This is a genomic window from Uliginosibacterium paludis (assembly GCF_039631355.1).
GTDB lineage: Bacteria > Pseudomonadota > Gammaproteobacteria > Burkholderiales > Rhodocyclaceae > Uliginosibacterium > Uliginosibacterium paludis.
This window is the reverse complement of sequence record NZ_JBDIVF010000004.1, coordinates 278,925-297,449: the sequence shown is the minus strand read 5'-3', so window position 1 is coordinate 297,449 and position 18,525 is coordinate 278,925. Positions and strand designations below refer to the sequence as shown.

Annotated in this window: 20 protein-coding genes; 15 read left to right on the top strand and 5 right to left on the bottom strand. The window is 63.1% G+C overall.

Annotated features, from left to right (window positions below; all coding sequences use genetic code 11):
* Positions 1-69: 69 nt before the first annotated feature.
* Complete coding sequence (cobA, locus tag ABDB87_RS13415; protein ID WP_345927834.1) at positions 70-831, bottom strand: uroporphyrinogen-III C-methyltransferase; 762 nt, start codon at positions 829-831, stop codon at positions 70-72.
* Positions 832-1,121: 290 nt separating this feature from the next.
* Here cobA and ABDB87_RS13410 point away from each other — a divergent pair, with 290 nt between their 5' ends.
* From ABDB87_RS13410 to nadC, 3 genes are all read left to right on the top strand, one after another.
* The gene (locus tag ABDB87_RS13410) at positions 1,122-3,020 is read left to right on the top strand and encodes a potassium transporter Kup (protein ID WP_345927833.1); all 1,899 of its coding nucleotides are present in this window, start codon (positions 1,122-1,124) and stop codon (positions 3,018-3,020) included.
* A gap of 79 nt (positions 3,021-3,099) precedes the next feature.
* Positions 3,100-4,605 (top strand): NAD(P)H-hydrate dehydratase, encoded by a 1,506-nt coding sequence (locus ABDB87_RS13405; RefSeq protein WP_345927832.1) that lies wholly within the window; start codon positions 3,100-3,102, stop codon positions 4,603-4,605.
* A gap of 245 nt (positions 4,606-4,850) precedes the next feature.
* Positions 4,851-5,702: a carboxylating nicotinate-nucleotide diphosphorylase gene (gene nadC, locus ABDB87_RS13400; protein WP_345927831.1), complete on the top strand. Its 852-nt coding sequence runs from the start codon at positions 4,851-4,853 to the stop codon at positions 5,700-5,702.
* A 72-nt stretch (positions 5,703-5,774) separates the two neighbouring features.
* Here nadC and ABDB87_RS13395 read toward each other — a convergent pair whose 3' ends face one another.
* Together ABDB87_RS13395 and xseA are read right to left on the bottom strand one after the other, a co-directional pair.
* Positions 5,775-6,356: a superoxide dismutase gene (locus ABDB87_RS13395; RefSeq protein ID WP_345927829.1), complete on the bottom strand. Its 582-nt coding sequence runs from the start codon at positions 6,354-6,356 to the stop codon at positions 5,775-5,777.
* A gap of 101 nt (positions 6,357-6,457) precedes the next feature.
* Positions 6,458-7,810, bottom strand: a complete 1,353-nt coding sequence (xseA, locus tag ABDB87_RS13390) for an exodeoxyribonuclease VII large subunit (protein ID WP_345927827.1) — start codon at positions 7,808-7,810, stop codon at positions 6,458-6,460.
* 343 nt (positions 7,811-8,153) lie between these two features.
* On the opposite strand from xseA, the gene ABDB87_RS13385 reads away from it, so the two are divergent.
* From ABDB87_RS13385 to adk, 6 genes are read left to right on the top strand one after another with little or no spacing between them, the layout of a single operon-like run.
* Positions 8,154-8,774 carry a MotA/TolQ/ExbB proton channel family protein gene (locus ABDB87_RS13385; protein ID WP_345927825.1) on the top strand — a complete coding sequence of 207 codons (621 nt, stop codon included), beginning with the start codon at positions 8,154-8,156 and terminating at the stop codon, positions 8,772-8,774.
* Between the two features lie 10 nt (positions 8,775-8,784).
* The gene (locus ABDB87_RS13380) at positions 8,785-9,207 is read left to right on the top strand and encodes an ExbD/TolR family protein (protein ID WP_345927823.1); all 423 of its coding nucleotides are present in this window, start codon (positions 8,785-8,787) and stop codon (positions 9,205-9,207) included.
* Between the two features lie 7 nt (positions 9,208-9,214).
* On the top strand, positions 9,215-10,225 hold the full coding sequence (gene lpxK, locus ABDB87_RS13375) for a tetraacyldisaccharide 4'-kinase (RefSeq protein ID WP_345927821.1): 1,011 nt from the start codon (positions 9,215-9,217) through the stop codon (positions 10,223-10,225).
* Complete coding sequence (locus ABDB87_RS13370; RefSeq protein WP_345927819.1) at positions 10,206-10,391, top strand: Trm112 family protein; 186 nt, start codon at positions 10,206-10,208, stop codon at positions 10,389-10,391. Before lpxK ends, ABDB87_RS13370 begins: the two co-directional genes overlap by 20 nt.
* A complete protein-coding gene (gene kdsB / locus ABDB87_RS13365) occupies positions 10,391-11,176 on the top strand; it encodes a 3-deoxy-manno-octulosonate cytidylyltransferase (RefSeq protein WP_345927817.1) in 786 nt (261 codons plus the stop codon). Before ABDB87_RS13370 ends, kdsB begins: the two co-directional genes overlap by 1 nt.
* An 18-nt stretch (positions 11,177-11,194) precedes the next feature.
* Positions 11,195-11,851 (top strand): adenylate kinase, encoded by a 657-nt coding sequence (gene adk / locus ABDB87_RS13360; RefSeq protein WP_345927815.1) that lies wholly within the window; start codon positions 11,195-11,197, stop codon positions 11,849-11,851.
* 74 nt (positions 11,852-11,925) lie between these two features.
* Here the strand turns inward: adk and murJ are convergent, their stop codons facing one another.
* Complete coding sequence (murJ, locus tag ABDB87_RS13355) at positions 11,926-13,467, bottom strand: murein biosynthesis integral membrane protein MurJ (RefSeq protein WP_345927813.1); 1,542 nt, start codon at positions 13,465-13,467, stop codon at positions 11,926-11,928.
* A gap of 131 nt (positions 13,468-13,598) precedes the next feature.
* Here murJ and rpsT point away from each other — a divergent pair, with 131 nt between their 5' ends.
* Both rpsT and argF read left to right on the top strand, forming a co-directional pair.
* Positions 13,599-13,871: a 30S ribosomal protein S20 gene (gene rpsT, locus ABDB87_RS13350; protein WP_345927895.1), complete on the top strand. Its 273-nt coding sequence runs from the start codon at positions 13,599-13,601 to the stop codon at positions 13,869-13,871.
* 151 nt (positions 13,872-14,022) lie between these two features.
* Positions 14,023-14,943, top strand: a complete 921-nt coding sequence (gene argF / locus ABDB87_RS13345) for an ornithine carbamoyltransferase (protein ID WP_345927893.1) — start codon at positions 14,023-14,025, stop codon at positions 14,941-14,943.
* A 49-nt stretch (positions 14,944-14,992) separates the two neighbouring features.
* Here the strand turns inward: argF and ABDB87_RS13340 are convergent, their stop codons facing one another.
* A complete protein-coding gene (locus ABDB87_RS13340) occupies positions 14,993-15,757 on the bottom strand; it encodes a hypothetical protein (protein WP_345927811.1) in 765 nt (254 codons plus the stop codon).
* A gap of 157 nt (positions 15,758-15,914) precedes the next feature.
* Here ABDB87_RS13340 and ABDB87_RS13335 point away from each other — a divergent pair, with 157 nt between their 5' ends.
* From ABDB87_RS13335 to ABDB87_RS13320, 4 genes are all read left to right on the top strand, one after another.
* Positions 15,915-16,148 (top strand): DUF2788 domain-containing protein, encoded by a 234-nt coding sequence (locus tag ABDB87_RS13335; protein WP_345927809.1) that lies wholly within the window; start codon positions 15,915-15,917, stop codon positions 16,146-16,148.
* An 86-nt stretch (positions 16,149-16,234) separates the two neighbouring features.
* Positions 16,235-16,552, top strand: a complete 318-nt coding sequence (gene ppnP, locus ABDB87_RS13330) for a pyrimidine/purine nucleoside phosphorylase (RefSeq protein ID WP_345927807.1) — start codon at positions 16,235-16,237, stop codon at positions 16,550-16,552.
* Between the two features lie 90 nt (positions 16,553-16,642).
* Positions 16,643-17,137 (top strand): YajQ family cyclic di-GMP-binding protein, encoded by a 495-nt coding sequence (locus ABDB87_RS13325; RefSeq protein ID WP_345927805.1) that lies wholly within the window; start codon positions 16,643-16,645, stop codon positions 17,135-17,137.
* A 143-nt stretch (positions 17,138-17,280) separates the two neighbouring features.
* Positions 17,281-18,516, top strand: coding sequence for a nucleoside recognition domain-containing protein (locus tag ABDB87_RS13320; RefSeq protein ID WP_345927803.1), 1,236 nt, complete (start codon positions 17,281-17,283; stop codon positions 18,514-18,516).
* The last annotated feature ends 9 nt before the right edge of the window (positions 18,517-18,525 follow it).

Sequence of the window (18,525 nt, the reverse complement as noted above, 5' to 3'; positions counted from 1 at the left end):
CGTTCGGCAGCACCGCCTGCCGACGCGCGAGAGTGCCGCGAAATGCCGGATGAATCAAGCTGCGTCGCATCAGGGCGAAGGCAGGCCCAGCACTTCATGCAGGGTGACGACATTGCCGATGATGAGGATCGCCGGAGGCTTGAAACCGGCCGCCCGGACACGCCCGTCCAGATCGGCGATGCTGCCGGTAATGACTTCCTGGTCTGGCAGCGTGGCGCGCCGGACGCAGGCGGCGGGCGTGGCGGGATCCATGCCGTGCGCGATGAGCTGCCGGCTGATTTCCGGCAGGGACGTCAGCCCCATGTAGATCACCAGTGTCTGGCCCGGGCGGGCGAGGGTGGGCCAGTCGAGATTGCAGCTCTCGTCCTGCAGGTGCCCGGTGACAAGGAAGCAGGACTGTGCGTGATCACGATGGGTCAGCGGAATGCCGGCATAGGCCGCCGCACCCGCTGCGGCGGTGACGCCCGGCACTACGTCAAACGGGATTCCCGCCGCGGCCAGGGTTTCGGCTTCTTCGCCGCCACGCCCGAAAATGTACGGGTCACCCCCCTTGAGGCGGACGACCTGCTTGCCCTGGCGAGCAAGGGTCACCAGCAGGCGGTTGATGTCGATCTGCGGCAGGCTGTGATTGCCGGCTTTTTTGCCGACGTAGATGCGCTCCGCGTCCGGGCGGGCGTAGGCCAGTACGGCTGCGCTGACCAGATTGTCATGCACGACGACATCCGCCGTGGCGAGCAGGCGCGCCGCTTTCAGGGTCAGGAGCTCGGGGTCTCCGGGGCCGCCGCCGACGAGATGGACTTTGCCGGGCAATGGGGTCTGGGTCATGGTCATGCAAACAGGGAATTCGTGTCAGGCCGGAATATTACCCGCCTGCCCGCTCCGGGCGTGAAGGCTGTGCGACCTCTCGGTCTCGGACCGGCTGGGCCGGCAGTTCCGTCCGCCGCCGGCGGATGGCGACTCGGGTAGTGTTGGGGAGCTGGAGCGGGTGTTACCTTGTGTTGTAAATCGAGGCAGTCATCGTTTTTGCTGTTGTCTGTATGTCGGTGCAATGTTAGTTTCGCGCCCGCTGGCCGCAGTGCACCATGGCCTGAGCAGAGTAGCCAGATTGGAGAACCGCAGGAATGTCCCACGACTCGACAGCCCATGGCGAGACCGGATCGCGCAGGCGACTGGCCGCATTGACGCTGGCCGCGACCGGCATCGTCTATGGCGATATCGGAACCAGCCCGCTTTATACGATGAAGGAGGTCTTCGGCGGGCACGGCATTCCGGCGTCGCCGGAGAACGTACTGGGCATCCTGTCGCTGGTGTTCTGGGCCTTGATGCTGGTCGTCTCGCTCAAGTATGTTGTCTTCATCATGCGGGCCGACAACCGCGGTGAGGGCGGCATCATGGCGCTGACTGCGCTGGCCAACCGCGCGGTGGCGGGGTCTGCCCGCAAGATGTGGTGGCTGACGGTGCTGGGGCTTTTCGGTGCCGCACTGTTCTATGGTGACGGCGTCATCACTCCGGCCATGTCGGTGCTCTCGGCGGTGGAAGGTCTCGAGATTGCGGCGCCCTCGCTGCATCCCTTCGTGGTGCCGATTACCCTGTGTGTGCTGTTCTGCCTGTTCTGGATGCAGAGCAAGGGAACGGCCAAGGTCGGTGCGCTGTTCGGGCCGGTGATGGTGATCTGGTTCATCACGCTCGGCGTGCTGGGGCTGCGACAGGTGGTCGACCAGCCTTTCGTGCTGACGGCCATCAACCCGCTGCACGGTCTGGCCTTCTTCGCCGAGCACCGACTGCATGGATTCCTGGCCCTGGGCTCGGTCGTGCTGGCCGTCACCGGGGGCGAAGCGCTTTACGCCGACATGGGCCACTTCGGGCGCCGCCCGATCAAGCTGGCGTGGTTCGGCCTCGTGCTGCCCTGCATCTACATGAATTATCTGGGGCAGGGCGCGTTGCTGCTGTCTTCGCCGGACGCCGTCCGCAATCCTTTCTATCTGCTGGCGCCCGGCTGGGCGCTCTACATCATGGTTGGCCTGGCCACGATGGCGACCATCATCGCGTCGCAGGCAGTGATCTCGGGCGCGTTCTCGCTGACCCGCCAGGCCATGCAGCTCGGTTACTGCCCCCGCATTCCCTATGTGCATACCTCGCACAAGGAAATCGGGCAGATCTACGTGCCTGGCGTGAACTGGACCCTGCTGCTGGCGGTGGTGGCCGTGGTGCTGGGGTTCCGCTCTTCAAGCAATCTGGCGTCGGCCTACGGTATTGCCGTGACCCTGACCATGCTGATCGACACGCTGCTGGCTTTCGTGGTCGTCCAGCATCTGTGGAAGTGGTCGATGACGCGCGGGCTGATGTTCCTTGTCGGATTCCTGGTCGTCGACCTCGCTTTCGTGCTCGCCTGCGCGGTGAAGATCGTCGATGGCGGCTGGTTTCCGCTGGCCATGGGGCTGGCGGTTTTCACGCTGCTCGCGACCTGGCGTCGCGGCCGCCAGCTTGTGACGGCGCGTACCGACAGCGAAACGATGCCGCTGGATCTGTTCATCTCCTCGCTGTTTCATTCCCCGCCGCGCCGGGTCGAGGGCACGGGCATTTTCATGACCTCCGCACCGATGGGCGTGCCGCGTCCGCTGCTGCACAACCTGCTTCACAACAAGGTGCTGCATGAGCGCGTGGTGCTCCTCACCGTGCTGACCGAAGACGTGCCGACCGTGCCTGAGATCGACCGGATCGAACTCGAAGAGCTGGATTACGGTTTCTACCGCCTCTATCTGCGTTACGGCTTCAAGGACGAGCCTGACATCCCGGCTGCCATGCGGCAGATCACTGAAGATGGTCGCCTGCCCTTCAACATGATGGAAACGACCTTCTTCCTCGGCCGCGAGCGCCTGGTGCCGCATATCAAGCCCGGCATGGCGATGTGGCGGGAAAAACTGTTCTTCTTCATGTTCCGCAATGCGGGCAGTGCCGCCGACTTCTTCAAGATTCCGCCGAACCGGGTGGTGGAGTTCGGCACCCAGGTGGAAATCTGAGCATGGGCCGTGTGAGCGGCATCTGATCTAATGAAGGGCGGCAGGAAACTGTCGCCCTTCATGCATTCCGGGGGACATCATGAACGCTCAGTACGGACAGCTATTGCGAAACGGCTTCGCACCTGCCCAACCGATCCTGGACCGGAGCGGGCTGCACGAGCTGGAGGCCCGGCATGCAGGATGCGTGCCGCCCCTGATGGAGCGTGCCGGTCAGGCTGCCGCGAACTGGGCGCTCGAGCTCATTGCTCCGGCGCGTGGCCCGGTTCTGGTGTTGTGTGGCCCGGGCAACAATGGCGGCGATGGGTATGTCCTAGCCCGCCTGCTGCGCGAGCAGGGGTGTGAAGTCCTGCTGGTGAGCCAGAACCCTGCAGGGCCGCTGCCGCCTGATGCTGCGGAGGCGCGTGAGCGCTGGCTTGCGGCAGGCGGACAGATCCAGCGCGACTTTGTCGGCACGCGCTGGGCACTCGTCGTGGATGCCCTGTTCGGCATCGGCCTCAAGCGCAGTCCGGAGGGCCTTCATGCCGAATGGATCACGCGTCTGAATGCCTTTTCCTGTCCGGTACTCGCGCTAGACATTCCGTCCGGGCTGGATGCCGGGACCGGCCGCCTCCATTCCCCCTGTGTCCGTGCGAGCCATACGGCCACATTCATCGCGCACAAACCGGGACTGCTGACCCTTGAAGGGCCGGATCACTGCGGTGAGCTCAGGCTCTTCGATCTCGGGCTCGAGCTGCCGGCCGGCGGTGCCCGCCTCATTGCCCCGGGATTGTTCGCCGGCTGCCTGCGTCGGCGGGCGCGCAACGTGCATAAGGGGCAGTTCGGTGCGGCGGGCCTCATTGGCGGAGCAGAGGGCATGCAGGGCGCGGCCCTGCTGGCTGCGCGCGCCGCGCTGCATCTCGGCCCCGGCAAGGTTTTTCTCGGTTTGCTGGACGCCGCGGCAGGCGGCGTCGACGCGACGCAGCCCGAGCTGATGCTGCGCAGAGCCGGAGACCTCTTCCTGCTCGCGAGCGCCCTGGCGCTCGGGCCCGGCATGGGGCAGTCCGAAGCCGCGATGCTGCTCTTGCGGCGTGGCCTGATTTTCTCCGGCCCGCTGCTGCTGGACGCGGACGCCCTGAACATGCTGGCTGATGACGCCGCGCTGCATGCCCTCCTGAGGCAGCGCGAGCAGCCCGCCGTGCTGACGCCGCATCCGGCCGAAGCGGCGCGGCTGCTGCAAGCTTCGACGAGCGAACTGCAGTCGGACCGTGTGCGCAGCGCCCGGGAGCTGGCACGCAAGTTTCGCTCGGTCGTGGTGCTCAAGGGATGTGGCAGCGTCATCGCAGCGCACGATGGCGCCTGGTTCATCAATGCCAGTGGTCATGGCGGCATGGCGGCCGGGGGCATGGGCGACGTGCTCAGCGGCCTGATCATCGGCCTGCTCGCGCAGGGATGGTCGCCTCTCGAGGCGGCGTGCGCGGCTTGCCATCTGCATGGAGTGGCCGCAGAGGATCTTGCTGCCGAGGGCATCGGTCCGGTAGGGCTCACGCCGTCTGAAACCATTCGTGCTGCCCGCTACCGGTTCAACGCCTGGCTCGCAGCGAGCTGAGCGAGCCTGCGAGCCTCTGCGGTCCCTGCAGGGATTCTCCCGGTAGCAGCAGACCTTGCGCCGGCCGACAATCGGGTAAGTTTCCGGGGCCCCAGACAGCGGGGTGGCGTACTGTCGGCCCTGCAGCACAGGACAATCCCGGCCGCGCGGGCAGCCGGCTCCGGGGCGTGCCCGTGTAGAATCGGCCGCCTGCGCCGGCCAGCCTGTTTCCTGCTGTACCGGGCGCATTGACGCAGAGGAATGACATGAACGGAATGACAGAACAGCTGCGCGTCGAGATCCATCGCAGCGTGGCCCAGGCGCTGGCAGAAGACATCGGCCCGGGTGACTACACCGCCCAGCTCATCGCAGCAGGCTCCAGTGCCCGGGGACGGGTGGTGACGCGCCAGGATGCCGTACTGGCGGGCTCCCAGTGGTTTGATGCGGCTTTCCGCATGCTGGATCCGGAAGCGTCAGTCATCTGGCATGTCCGGGATGGTGAACGGATTGCGCCCGGCCAGGTGCTGTGCGAGATTTTTGCCCAGGCTCAGGCGCTCCTCACCGCGGAGCGGACGGCGCTCAACTTCCTTCAGCTGCTCTCCGGCACGGCGACCATCACCGCCAGCTATGTCGCCGCGGTCGCCGGCACGCGTGCCGACATCGTGGATACCCGGAAGACGCTGCCGGGTCTTCGTCTGGCGCAGAAGTATGCCGTGTCGGTAGCTGGCGGCGTCAATCACCGCATCGGACTGTATGACGGCGTCTTGATCAAGGAGAACCACATCATCGCTGCAGGCGGCATTGCTCAGGCCATGCAGCGGGCACAGTCACTCGCCCCCTCGAATGTCTTCATCGAGATCGAGGTCGAGAATCTCGCGGAGCTTGAGGAAGCGCTGGCTTGCGGTGCAAAGATGGTGCTGCTCGACAACATGTCGCTCGAAGACATGCGTGAGGCCGTGCGGATCAACGCCGGGAGAGCGAAGCTCGAAGCCTCGGGAGGCGTGAGTCTGGAGCGTGTCAGGGCGATTGCGGAAACCGGTGTCGACCGGATCTCCATTGGCGCGCTGACCAAGGACGTGGCGGCGATCGATCTGTCATTGCGGCATATCGAAGCCTGAGGATCGTATCCCTGCCGAATTGAAAAAGCCCGCATGACGCGGGCTTTTTCATTGGCCGGGCTGCCGGGTCGGTCAGGCGAAGTTCGCTGCGGCGAAGTCCCAGTTGGCCAGGCTCGTCAGGAAGGTTTCGACGAACTTCGGACGGGCATTGCGGTAGTCGATGTAGTAGGCGTGTTCCCACACGTCGATCGTCAGCAGGGCCTTGTCACCGGTGGTCAGCGGAGTGCCGGCCGGGCCCATGTTCACGATGTCGACCGAACCGTCGGCCTTCTTCACCAGGAAGGTCCAGCCGGAGCCGAAGTTGCCAACCGCGCTCTTGGTGAAGGCTTCCTTGAATGCATCGAAACTGCCCCACTTGGCGTTGATGGCATCTGCCAGTGCGCCAGTCGGTGCGCCGCCGCCATTGGGCTTCAGGCAGCTCCAGAAGAAGGTGTGGTTCCACACCTGGGCAGCATTGTTGTAGATGCCGCCGGAGCTCTTGCGGATGATGTCTTCCAGGCTGGCGTTTTCGAACTCGGTGCCGGGAATCAGGTTGTTCAGGTTGGTCACGTAAGCCTGATGATGCTTGGCATAGTGATAGTCGAAGGTCTCTTCAGAGATGTGCGGAGCCAGTGCGTTCTTGGCATAGGGCAGGGGCGGCAGGGTATGGGCCATTTCTTCTCTCTCCAGCAAGGGTTATGAATGCCCGACCATTTTAGTCGGGTGAGGGGCGAAAGCGCGATTGTACTTGCAAATGGGATTGATGAATTCCGGCCTCATGGCCTCTCGACCCGTGTCCTGATCCGCCCACGTGCGAGCTGGACGTCGAGGATCTGACCCGACTGGCTCTGGCCGGCGTCCCGCAGGATGCGGCCGGATTCGTCGCGGACGATGGCGTACCCCCGGGCCAGGACGGCGTCGGGATTGAGCCCCTCCAGACGGGCCGCAAGGTGCGCGAGGTGCTGTGAAGCGTTGGCGAGCCGGTCGTCGAGCACTCGCCGAAGGGCGGTAGCCGCGGCGTCCAGCCGTTTCCGCTGCACGTTGGGCCTGGGCGCTGCGTTGCGCAGGCGGACTTCGAGGCCCGCGAGCTTCAGGGTGCGTTCGCGCAGCTTCGCGCGCATCAGCTGGCGAAGCTCGCGCTCAGCGCCCGAGATCCGTTCCTGACCTCTCAGCAGACGCGTGCGCGGGTGTTTGAGGCGCAGCTGAAGTTCGTCCAGGCGCTGGAAGGCGCGTTGCAGACGGAACTCCATCAGTTTGCGCAGGCTTCGCCCGAAGGCAGGCATGCTCTGGCGCAGCTCGAACCAGCCTGACGACGCGATTTCCGCGGCAGCACTCGGGGTGGGAGCACGCAGATCCGCCACGAAATCGGCGAGCGTAGTGTCGGTTTCGTGTCCGATGCCGCTGATCACCGGCAGGCTGGACGCCGCGATGGCCCGTACAACCACCTCGTCATTGAAGGCCCAGAGATCTTCAAGACTGCCGCCACCGCGGCAGACGAGCAGCACATCATTGCCGTCCCGCCCCGCACGCGAGCAGGCTGCAGCAATCGCCCCGGCGATCTGCGCAGGAGCCGCTTCGCCCTGGACGAGACATGGATAGATCGTGACCGGCAGGGCCGGCGCCCGGCGTTGCAGCACGGTCACGACATCGTGCAGCACGGCTCCGCTGGCCGAGGTGACGAGTGCGATGCCGCGTGGCAGGCGTGGCAGGTCGCCCTTCCGTGCAGCCTCGAACAGGCCTTCCGCCTCGAGGCGCGCCTTGAGGCGCAGATAGGCTTCGAACAGATTGCCCAGGCCTGCGCGCCGGATGCTTTCGACCGACAGCTGCAGGTCACCCCGCGCCTCGTAGATCGTGGCCTGGGCGCGGACTTCGACCCGCATGCCTTCCGCGAGACGGAATCCGAGCAGCTGGGCCCGGTTGCGCCACATGGCGCAGCGGATCTGGGCACGATCGTCGCGCAGGGTGAAATAGAGGTGACCCGACCCGGCCTGAACAAGATTGGAAATCTCACCACCGATCCAGCCGAGCGGAACATTCCGCTCGACCAGCGTACGGATCTGCAGGACAAATTCCGACACGCTTGAAACCCGCGCGCCTGCTTGTTCCTGGTTGTTTCGGGCATTGTTCATGAGCGGATTCTAGCGCAATCCACACCCGGGCCCGGCTTGCCGCGCGGGGCCGGGCCCGTCCGCCGTGATTGCGTGCTTGACAACTCTGATCTTTTGCAAGTTATTGATTTTAAAGAAAGTGAAATCTCAGCTTAATTTTTGATCGAAGTGTAAAAAACCTTTGCACAGAGCCGGTTTGTGGCTGTGTCCCGCGAAAAGCTCACAAACTTATCCACAGAATCTGTGGATTACGTGGGAGCGCCCGAGGCCGCCGGAAGGCCGGCGCGGGCAGGACGGGTGCGCTTGCCGGGAGCGGGGTGGAAAGATAGAGTTGCAGGCTTGTCGAATCCTGGGAGGTTGCTTCGTGCTGGAGATCATTCGTGCTGCCGATTGGCCGATCATTCCGCTGCTGTTTGCTTCAGTCATTGCGCTGGCCTTGATCTTCGAGCGTCTCTTTTCCCTGCGCCGTTCGGCCATCGTGCCGGCAGGTCTGCTGGAGAAAGTCCTGGGTGAGCTCCGGCAGTCCGGTCCGAGCGACGAACTCATCGCTCGCGTCCATGCCCATTCGCCGCTCGGGCGGGTACTGGCTGCCGGTCTGCGCAACATGCGCGCCAGCCGCGAAATCATGAAGGAGTCGATCGAGGAAGCCGGTGCAGCCGTGGCGCATGATCTGGGGCGCTTCCTGACCACACTTGGCACGATCGCTTCGGTGGCCCCGCTGATGGGGCTGTTCGGTACCGTTGTCGGGATGATCGAGCTTTTCGGTGCGCAGGGCGGCAACGGGGTCGGAGCAGATCCCCAGCAACTGGCGCATGGCATCTCGATTGCGCTCTACAACACCGGTTTCGGTCTGATGATCGCCATTCCCGCCCTGATCGCCCATCGTCATTTCCGCGCCCTCGTCGACAGCATCGTGGTCGAGATGGAGCAGCAGGCCGTGAAGCTGGTCGAAGTGCTCCACGGCGAACGCCGCAGCGCCAAGTAAGGAGGCGGGAATGAACTTCCGCCGAGGCCGGAGCAAGGAAGAGCTCGAGATCAACCTCATTCCGTTGATCGACGTGCTGCTTGTGATCATCATTTTCCTGATGCTCACCACGACCTATTCCAAATTCTCCGGGCTGGAAATCAGTCTGCCCAGCTCTGACGCGCCGCCCTCGCAAGAGCAGCCGGACGAAATCAGCGTGGTCATCAATGCGCAGGGCGAGGTGCTGATCAACAAGACGCCGGTCGGAGCGCGCGACCTCGACAGCATTGTTGCGGCCTTGCGCCGGGTGGCGCCCGAGAGCGGCGACAAGCAGCCGCTGGTGGTCATCAACGGGGATGCCAAGGCCAATTTCCAGAGCATCTATGACGTGATGCAGGCGGCACAGAAAGCCGGCCTGCCCAACGTTTCCTTCGCTGCGCAGACCAGGAAGTAAGCAGGGCATGGCCCTGAAGCGCCCGTCATGGTGGGAGAGGCGAGCGGGATTGGCCCTGCTTGCCTTGCCTCTGTCCCTGCTCTTCTTTCTCGTCTCATCGATCCGGCGCAGGCTCTATCGCGCCGGTCTGCTGCGCAGCGTGACGCTGCCGGTGCCGGTCATCGTGGTCGGCAATCTTGCGGCCGGAGGAAGCGGCAAGACGCCCGTTGTCATCTGGCTGACCCAGGCCTTGCATGCGCGGGGTTTTCACCCGGGCATCGTGTCACGCGGTTATGGCGGATCGGCGTCCGGACCGCAGAGGGTGAGCGCGGATTCGGATCCGGGGCTGGTTGGAGACGAGCCGGTGCTGCTGGCCCGTCGCACGGGCTTTCCCTTGTGGGTCGGGCGCGACAGGGTGGCTGCCGCGCAGGCCTTGCTTCACGGCTCTCCCGAAGTGGATGTCATTGTCACGGACGATGGTCTTCAGCATTACCGCCTGGGGCGTCGGGCTGAAGTTGTTGTCCTCAATGAACGCATCCTTGGCAATGCTTGGCTCATGCCCTCCGGGCCGCTGCGCGAGCCGCTGGAACGTCTTGCCGGGGTTGATCTGATCGTGGCGAATGGTGAGCTGAGCCCCGCCTTGGAGGCGCGCTTGCCGCGTCCGGCTGTTTCGATGACGCTCGCGCCGGGCGGGTTTTACCGGCTTGACGATCCACAACAGCATTGCGAGGCTTCGCACTTCCCCGCCGGCAGGGTTCATGCGCTGGCGGGTATTGCCGATCCCGAGCGTTTTTTCGCGAGCCTGCGGTCGATGGGGCTCCGGCTCGCGAGTTGCCGGGCGTTTGGCGACCACGAAAACTTTCTCCGTGAAGATCTCTCCGTGCCGGAGGGCGATGTTCTGCTGATTACCGAGAAGGATGCAGTAAAATGCGCCGCCTTGGCCCCGGCAGACTGCTGGGTGCTGCCGGTGGATGCGCAGATCGATGACGCTGCGCTGGCACCCATTCTGGAGCGATTGCATGGATCCGAAGCTGCTTGAAATCCTTGTCTGCCCTGTCTGCAAGGGTGGTCTGGAAATGCACCACAAGGAAGGGGAGCTGGTCTGCAGGCCCTGTCGTCTCGCGTATGCGATCAAGGATGGCATCCCCGTCATGCTGGCAGATGAAGCACGCCAGATTGCCGCCGACGAAGCAGGTGCAGCCTGATGAACATCCGTTTCAAGGCCATCATTCCGGCGCGTTATGCCTCGACGCGCCTGCCCGCCAAGCCGCTGGCCGATATCGGCGGCAAGCCGATGGTCGTGCGCGTGATGGAGCGCGCGCTCCAGTCCGGTGCCGAGGAGGTATGGGTTGCGACCGATCATGAGGAAGTGCGTGCCGTCGTCGAAGCCGCAGGCGGCAAGGTCATGATGACGCGGACTGACCATCCTACCGGCACGGATCGCCTGGCCGAGGTCGTGACCGCTCTGGGATGGGCGCCTGGCGAGATCGTGGTGAATGTGCAGGGCGATGAGCCGCTGATTGATCCGGACACCATCCGCCTGGTGGCAAAGTCCCTGGCAGGGGATGTGAATGCCGAGATTTCGACCATGGCGCATCCGATCACGACAGTGGATGATTTCTACAATCCTGGCGTGGTCAAGGTTGTCTGCGAGAAGATCGGACACGCGCACTATTTTTCGCGCGCCCCCATTCCGTTTCCCCGCGACGCCGCGCTGGCCGGGCTGCTCAAGCCGGGCATGGCCATGCCGGATGGTGTTCCGGCGCTGCGCCATGTCGGCCTGTATGCCTATCGCGTAGGTTTCCTGAAAGCCTTCGCCAGTCTTGCTCCGGCGCCGACCGAACAGATCGAGATGCTCGAGCAGCTGCGTGCGCTCTGGCATGGGTACCAGATTCGCGTCGAGATCCTGAATGAAGCGCCACCGGCCGGGATCGACACTCCAGAGGATCTCGCCCGGGTGAGAGCCTTGTTTGCAGCACACAATCAATAAAGACAGGAGATCGCACAGATGCGTCTGATTCTTTTGGGACCGCCGGGAGCCGGCAAGGGGACCCAGGCCAAGTTCATCGCCGAGAAGTACGGCATTCCCCAGATTTCGACCGGAGACATGCTGCGTGCAGCAGTCAAGGCCGGTACGCCGCTGGGTGTGCAGGCCAAGGCGGTGATGGATGCGGGGCAGCTTGTGTCGGATGACATCATCATCGGTCTGGTCAAGGAGCGCCTGACCCAGCCGGATTGCGCCAAGGGCTACATGTTCGACGGTTTTCCGCGCACGATTCCTCAGGCTGATGCACTGAAAGACTCCGGTGTAGCGCTGGATGCGGTTCTCGAGATTGACGTGCCGGATGCCGAAATCATCGAGCGCATGAGCGGTCGCCGGGTACATCCGGCTTCAGGGCGCACCTATCACATCCGCTTCAATCCGCCGAAGGTGGCAGGCAAGGATGACGAGACCGGCGAAGATCTGGTTCAGCGTGACGACGACAAGGAAGATGTCGTGAAAAAGCGCCTGGACGTTTACCACGCCCAGACCGAGCCGCTGGTGGCCTACTACGGCAAGTGGGCGGAAACCGGCGATAAGGCCGCTCCCCGTTATTCCCGCATTTCCGGCCTTGGCGCCGTGGATGCGGTGCGTGACCAGGCGTTTGCCGCGCTCGAAGGCTGAGCGCGCGTCCTGGCCGTCTCAGACCGCCGCAGCGCCACGCGCTCCGGCGGTTTTGTTTTGTCCGGCCCGGGCGTTCAGTGGGCGAGCCGCTTGAAGTCACGCGGCCGGAAGCCCAGCGCAAAGAGCGTTGCAAAGTAGGCCACGCCGCCCGCACTCATCACGATGCTGAGGCGAATGACGCGCCAGGCTGTGCCGTTGTCGAGCCATGCCTGCTGAGCGCCCATCGTGAAGTGCAGGACGAGCCCCATGACGATCAGGGCCACGCCCAGCTTGCCGAGAAACCCGAACCAGCCTGTCTGGGGGATGAATGCCTGGCGCTTGCGCAGCCCGCGGTAGAGCAGGGTCGCATTGAGGCTGGCCGCAGCGCTGATCGAGAGGGCCAGTCCGGCGTGCTTCATGTCCAGCCCGAAGATGAAAATGGCATTGAGGACCTGGGTCGTCGCCAGTGAAATCAGGGCGTACTTCAGTGGCGTGCGGATGTCCTGCCTGGAATAGAATGCGGGCGCCAGAATCTTCACGCAGATCAGCCCCATCAGGCCCACGCTGTAGGCCAGCAGCGCCTGCCGGGTCTGCAGCGTATCGGCCGCGACAAAGGCGCCGTGCTGGAACAGGGTGGAGGCTAGCGGTATGGCCAGGATCATCATGCCCAGTGCGGAAGGGGCAGTCAGCAGGCAGGCGACCCGCAAGCCCCAGTCGAGGGTCGCGGAGAAACCGTCCGCATCGCCGCTGGCTTTCATCTTCGAAAGGCTGGGCAGCAGGATCGTGCCGAGCGCTGCACCCAGCATGCCCATCGGGAACTCCATCAGCCGGTCAGCATAATTGAGCCAGGAGATGCTGCCGTCCGGCAGCCAGGAGCCGAAGCTCTGGTTGATCAGCAGGCTGACCTGGGCGACCGATACGCCCAGGGTCGCGGGCAGCATGATTTTCAGGATTCTGCGCACGCCAGGATCTGCAAGGCTGATCGAGAAGCGGGGCAGCATGCCGATGCGCGCCAGCGCCGGGATCTGGATGACCATCTGCAAAACACCGCCGATGAATGCTCCCCATGCCAGAGCGTCCACCGGCCGCTCGAAATAGGGCGCGGCCAGCAGCATCATGCCGATCGAGCTGATGTTGAGCAGGGTGGGCGTGAAGGCCGGGATCGAGAAGCGGTTCCAGGTATTCAGGATGCCGGCCGAGACGGCCACCATGGCCTGGAAGAAAATGTAGGGAAAGGTGATCCGGGTCAGTTCCACCGTCAGCGCGAACTTGTCCGGCTGGCTGGCAAATCCGCTGGCGGTGGCGTGGATGACCCAGGGCGCGAAAACGACGCCCAGCATCGAGACGCCGAACACGACGAGCCCCAGCATCGTGCACACATGGCTCACCAGTGCCAGGGTTTCGTCCGGGCTGCGCTGGCTCTTGTACTCGGCAATGATGGGCACGAATGCCTGAGAGAAAGCCCCTTCGGCGAACAGGCGGCGCAGCAGGTTGGGCAGGCGGAAGGCCACATTGAACGCGTCGGTGACCAGGCCGGCGCCGAACAGGTTGGCAATCAGCATTTCCCGGACAAGCCCGAGGATGCGGGAGACCAGAGTCAGGCCACTGACCGTGGCGAGTGCCTTGAGCAGGTTCATTCTTCAGACGATTCGGGGTGTGCGGGAAGCAGGCGGGGATCATAACACCCGGCTCTGCAAAGGGCTTGCAAGAAGCTTCTTGCCAAGCTATCATCTTCGTTTCCGCGTATCTCTTACCGAAGACAGAACAAATGGCCAATTCCGCACAAGCCCGCAAGCGCGCCCGCCAGGCACTCGTGGCCCGCGCTCACAACGCCAGCCAACGTTCCCGTCTGCGTACCGCTATCAAGGCCGTGCGCAAGGCAGTGGAAGCTGGCGACAAGGCATCCGCCCAACAAGTGTTCCAGCAATCTGTCAGCGTCATCGACAGCCTCGCTGACAAGGACATCGTGCACAAAAACGCAGCAGCTCGTCACAAGAGCCGTCTGTCTGCCGCCATCAAGGCGATGGGCGCAGCTGCCTGATTGTGCTTCTTCGCCACTGATGTGGCGGAGTCAGAAGGGGTGTGACGCGAGTCGCGCCCCTTTTTCGTTTTTCAAACCGTGTTGCTGACGCTTGGCACACTCCCTCCCTATTTGGCGGCCCGAGGGGGCCAGCCCGAAAAAGAGCATGATGATGAAAGCGCCCAGACATTTCCTGCAGTTCAAGGATCTCTCGCGTGAGGAGATCGATTACGTCTTTGCCCGTGCCAAATGGATCAAGGACAAGTTCAAGGCTTACGAGACCTACCATCCGCTGTTCGATCGTACGCTGGTGATGATCTTCGAGAAGGCCAGCACGCGTACCCGCCTTTCGTTTGAAGCCGGCATGTTCCAGCTGGGCGGCTCGGCCATCTACCTCAACACGCGTGACTCGCAACTGGGGCGTGGTGAGCCGGTTGAAGATGCAGCGCAAGTCATCTCCCGCATGTCTGATGTGGTCATGATCCGCACCTTCGAGCAGACCATCGTCGAGCGGTTTGCGGCGAATTCGCGCGTGCCCGTCATCAACGGTCTGACCAACGAGTTCCATCCCTGCCAGATCCTCGCAGATATCTATACCTGGATCGAGCGCAACGGCTCCATCCAGGGCAAGACGGTGGCCTGGATCGGGGACACCAACAACATGTGCAATACCTGGCTGCAGGCGGCCGAGCTGCTGGATTTCAAGGTGCATGTCAGCTCACCCAAGGGCTACGAGGTCGATATTGCCAAGGCCAACATTGCGGGCACTGCGCATTTCGAGCAGTTTGCCGATCCGATGGATGCGGCGCGCGGCGCCCACATCATTACGACGGATGTGTGGACGTCGATGGGTTTCGAAGCTGAAAATGAAGCCCGTCTGCGCGACTTCGCTGACTACCAGGTCGATGCGGACATGATGCGCGTGGCCTCCGCGGACGCCCTGTTCATGCATTGCCTGCCTGCCCACCGCGGCGAGGAGGTCACGGCTGAAGTCATTGATGGCCCGCAGAGCGTGGTGTGGGAGGAGGCCGAGAACCGCCTGCATGCGCAGAAAGCCCTGCTGGAGTTTCTGGTCGTGGGCCGCAAGGACTGAGCTTCCAGATCCATCAGAAACCCGCCGATGGCGGGTTTTTCATTTCCGCTCAGGGCTGCATGCCGATTTCGCGCGCTGTTTCACGGCCGATCACGCATTCCGAAAGCGATTCCGGCATGCGTGCTTCATGTCCGGACACCGGGGTGCGCCCCGCCATGATTTCGCAGAAACGTTGCGGAGTGGGCGGATGGGCTTCGGGCTCCGCATAGCCTTCTGGAAAGCGCGGCAGCAGATCCGGCCCGTACTTGTCGGTGGCTCCCATGGTGTGCAGGATTTCATGCGCGATCACGACGCGGTTCGTGTATTGCATGTTGCGGGCGACATGCACATTGCTGATGGCGATCCGCCCCTTGGACAGACCGTGAGAATCCGGCACCCGCCCGCCGGTGCGTTCGGAGTCATGGAAGATCACGAAAGCACGGATGTGCGCGCTGGGCGAGCCGGCCGGTTGCCGCCAGGCCCAGTAGCGGAGCTTGAGACTCCAGATGATGGCGTCAAGCATGCCATGCTGGCGAGGTGGAGCCGGCGGCAGCGTGTCGAGGGCGGGCTGAAGCGACACCAGTGCCGGCCGTGGATTGTCGATGCCATGCGCATGCGCCTGTTCGGCGAGGAAATCCTCGATATCCTTGAAGTCTTCCTGCCGAAGTCCGGCGATGCGCTGAGCGGTGGCAGGGCTGTCGTCCCCGTTGAGGGGGAAAATGGCGATCTGGATGGTGTGAGACCAGTCGCGGACTTGCTGCTGGCCGCGCACGGTATTCAGGGCGACCGTGGCGAGAATCAGCAGCAGGATCGCGATACGCAGTTTTTTCCACATGGGCCGACTCTAGCAGGCGCGCGCTCCTGCGGCACGCGCAGGCTGGAATCCTCCTCCCAGCAAGGGTTTTTCTTTGTCTGCCGGGCGCGTAGCATCGGGGCCGTGTCGTGGCTGATGGCGTCCTCATCGGCATGCACTTTCAAGAGGAAGCCGTTTCATGAATCAGGCTGTCATTTTCGGACTCACCGAACCCGAGTTCGGCGAGCTGTGTCTCAAATTCCTGCTCAGCGGGCTGATCGCCTACATGGTCTTCATCATCTGGAATCTGGCCCGTGAATCCAAGGCGGGAGGCTACGGCATGATGTGGATGTTTCTCGGGCTAGGGCTGGGCATGTTCGGGTTCATTTCCAAGGAGCTGATCATCAAGATGCTCGCGGGCGGTCAATCCTGAGGTGAAAGGGCGCCGGTGCGGGCGCCTTGCCGGCGGGTGCTCCCGCTATAATCCTGCCTCCTTTTCCCTTTCCGGAATCCTGCGCTATGAGCCAGAACCAGTTTGACGGCGTTTCTGTCGTCACCAAAGCGAATGTCTATTTCGATGGCAAGTGCGTCAGCCACAGCATCGTGCTGGCTGATGGCACGAAGAAGTCGGTCGGCGTGATCCAGCCGGCCAGGCTGACTTTCAATACCGGCGCTGCCGAAATCATGGAAACCGTAGCCGGCGCCTGCCGCGTGCTGCTCAAGGGCGAGACCGAGTGGAAGAGCTATGGCGAAGGCCAGAGCTTCTCTGTGCCGGCCAACTCCAGCTTCGAGATCGAAGTCAGCGAGCCGTACCACTACATCTGCCATTTTGCTTAACAGCAGTCCTGGGAGCGGGGTTCTGAGTGCTGAGTAAAGTTGGCTCAGTACGCAGTACCCTGCACTCAGCACTGCTGATCGGAGATCAACATGCCTTCATTTGATTTCACTTCAGAAGCCGACATGGTCGCGATCAAGAACGCGATCGATGTCGCATCGCGTCAGATCGACAACCGCTACGACTTCAAGGGCACCAGCGCGAAGATCGATTTCAACGAGAAGGACAAGCAGATCACCCTGTTCGGTGATTCGGACTTCCAGCTCGATCAGATCAAGGACATCCTTTTCCCCGCGATGGAGAAGAAGGAAGCAGAGAGCTCGAAACGGCTCGATGCCGAGAAGATCGAGTCCATCTCGGGCAACAAGGTCAAGCAGCTCTTCAAGATCAAGAGCGGCATCGAGAGCGAACTGGCGAAGAAGATCGTCAAGCAGATCAAGGATGCCAAGCTCAAGGTGCAGGCCGCGATCCAGGGAGACGCCGTTCGTGTGACCGGCGCCAAGCGTGATGACCTGCAGGAATGCATCGCGATGATCCGCAAGTCGATCACCGACTTCCCCATCAAGGCGGGCAACTTCCGCGACTGAAGGATCACCGGGTCAGCCACCATGATGAGTCCAAGGCTTCAGGTCTTGCGGGTGGAGCGGGAGGCGTTCGATTGCGACAACGCTTTGTCATGGTTGACGGGCGTGCTGCAAGCTCGCCACTCGTCTGAGCTGACCCTGCAGGCATGATCCTCAACATCGTCTGGCTGGGTTTTTTCTTCCTGGCTTTCCTTGCCTGCCTGTATCAATGGCTGGTGAATGGAGACAGCGCCATTTTTTCCCGGGTGCTCCAGGAGTCCTTCACGATGTCGAAAACGGCCTTCGACATCTCGCTCGGGCTGACCGGTGTGCTGACCTTCTGGCTGGGCGTGCTGCGCGTGGGCGAGCAGGCAGGGGCGGTGGCCTGGCTGGCCCGGCTGGTGAATCCGCTGTTCTGTCGCCTGTTCCCGGAGGTTCCGGCCGGGCATCCGGCACAGGGCGCGATGCTGCTGAATATCGGAGCCAACCTGCTGGGGCTCGACAATGCTGCGACCCCGATGGGCCTCAAGGCCATGCGCGCGCTGCAGGAGCTCAATCCCGATCCCGACCGGGCGAGCAATGCGCAGATCCTATTTCTGGTGCTCAATGCGAGCGGGCTGACCCTGATTCCGGTCAGCATCATGACCTACCGTGCCCAGCTCGGCGCGGCGAATCCGGCGGATGTCTTTCTGCCCATCCTGCTGGCGACTTTCTTCTCGACCCTGGCGGGGCTGCTCGCCGTCGCCTGGATGCAGAAGATCCGGTTACACCAGCCGGTGGTGCTGGCCTGGTTGCTGGGGCTCTGTTCGGCGGTGGGTGCAACGCTGCTCTATTTTGCCCGGCTTACTGCCGAGCAGATGGCGGCACAGTCGGCGTTTGTCAGCGGGCTGGTGCTCTTTGGCGTCATCGTAGCCTTCCTTGCTCTGGCGAGCTGGCGACGGATATCGGCCTTCGATGCCTTCATCGAAGGCGCCAGGGAGGGCTTCAATACCGCCGTGATGGTGATTCCCTATCTGGTGGCGATTCTGGTGGGCATTGCCGTTTTTCGTGCCAGCGGGGCCATGGATCTGCTCATGAGCGGGCTGACCGCATTGCTCGGATGCTTTGGCGTGCCCGCGGATGTCGGTCCGGCCCTGCCCACCGCATTGATGAAACCCCTGTCAGGCAGCGGGGCGCGCGGCATGATGATCGACGCCATGAAAACCTATGGTGCAGACAGCTTTGCCGGCCGGCTGGCCTGCATGTTCCAGGGGGCGGCCGACACGACTTTCTACATCGTCGCGGTTTATTTCGGCGCGGTCGGCGTCCGCAAGACGCGCTACACGGTACCGTGTTGCCTGATTGCGGATCTGGTCGGGGTGGTTGCGGCCATCGCGATCGCGCTGCTTTTTTTCGCGCCCTGAAGGCCTGTC

What these genes read in the sequence shown, in the direction of transcription:
- cobA (WP_345927834.1), bottom strand. Translation starts at nt 831, where the DNA reads ATGACCATGACCCAGACCCCATTGCCCGGCAAAGTCCATCTCGTCGGC.
- ABDB87_RS13410 (WP_345927833.1), top strand. Translation starts at nt 1,122, where the DNA reads ATGTCCCACGACTCGACAGCCCATGGCGAGACCGGATCGCGCAGGCGA.
- ABDB87_RS13405 (WP_345927832.1), top strand. Translation starts at nt 3,100, where the DNA reads ATGAACGCTCAGTACGGACAGCTATTGCGAAACGGCTTCGCACCTGCC.
- nadC (WP_345927831.1), top strand. Translation starts at nt 4,851, where the DNA reads ATGAACGGAATGACAGAACAGCTGCGCGTCGAGATCCATCGCAGCGTG.
- ABDB87_RS13395 (WP_345927829.1), bottom strand. Translation starts at nt 6,356, where the DNA reads ATGGCCCATACCCTGCCGCCCCTGCCCTATGCCAAGAACGCACTGGCT.
- xseA (WP_345927827.1), bottom strand. Translation starts at nt 7,810, where the DNA reads ATGAACAATGCCCGAAACAACCAGGAACAAGCAGGCGCGCGGGTTTCA.
- ABDB87_RS13380 (WP_345927823.1), top strand. Translation starts at nt 8,785, where the DNA reads ATGAACTTCCGCCGAGGCCGGAGCAAGGAAGAGCTCGAGATCAACCTC.
- lpxK (WP_345927821.1), top strand. Translation starts at nt 9,215, where the DNA reads ATGGCCCTGAAGCGCCCGTCATGGTGGGAGAGGCGAGCGGGATTGGCC.
- ABDB87_RS13370 (WP_345927819.1), top strand. Translation starts at nt 10,206, where the DNA reads ATGGATCCGAAGCTGCTTGAAATCCTTGTCTGCCCTGTCTGCAAGGGT.
- kdsB (WP_345927817.1), top strand. Translation starts at nt 10,391, where the DNA reads ATGAACATCCGTTTCAAGGCCATCATTCCGGCGCGTTATGCCTCGACG.
- adk (WP_345927815.1), top strand. Translation starts at nt 11,195, where the DNA reads ATGCGTCTGATTCTTTTGGGACCGCCGGGAGCCGGCAAGGGGACCCAG.
- murJ (WP_345927813.1), bottom strand. Translation starts at nt 13,467, where the DNA reads ATGAACCTGCTCAAGGCACTCGCCACGGTCAGTGGCCTGACTCTGGTC.
- rpsT (WP_345927895.1), top strand. Translation starts at nt 13,599, where the DNA reads ATGGCCAATTCCGCACAAGCCCGCAAGCGCGCCCGCCAGGCACTCGTG.
- argF (WP_345927893.1), top strand. Translation starts at nt 14,023, where the DNA reads ATGAAAGCGCCCAGACATTTCCTGCAGTTCAAGGATCTCTCGCGTGAG.
- ABDB87_RS13340 (WP_345927811.1), bottom strand. Translation starts at nt 15,757, where the DNA reads ATGTGGAAAAAACTGCGTATCGCGATCCTGCTGCTGATTCTCGCCACG.
- ABDB87_RS13335 (WP_345927809.1), top strand. Translation starts at nt 15,915, where the DNA reads ATGAATCAGGCTGTCATTTTCGGACTCACCGAACCCGAGTTCGGCGAG.
- ppnP (WP_345927807.1), top strand. Translation starts at nt 16,235, where the DNA reads ATGAGCCAGAACCAGTTTGACGGCGTTTCTGTCGTCACCAAAGCGAAT.
- ABDB87_RS13325 (WP_345927805.1), top strand. Translation starts at nt 16,643, where the DNA reads ATGCCTTCATTTGATTTCACTTCAGAAGCCGACATGGTCGCGATCAAG.
- ABDB87_RS13320 (WP_345927803.1), top strand. Translation starts at nt 17,281, where the DNA reads ATGATCCTCAACATCGTCTGGCTGGGTTTTTTCTTCCTGGCTTTCCTT.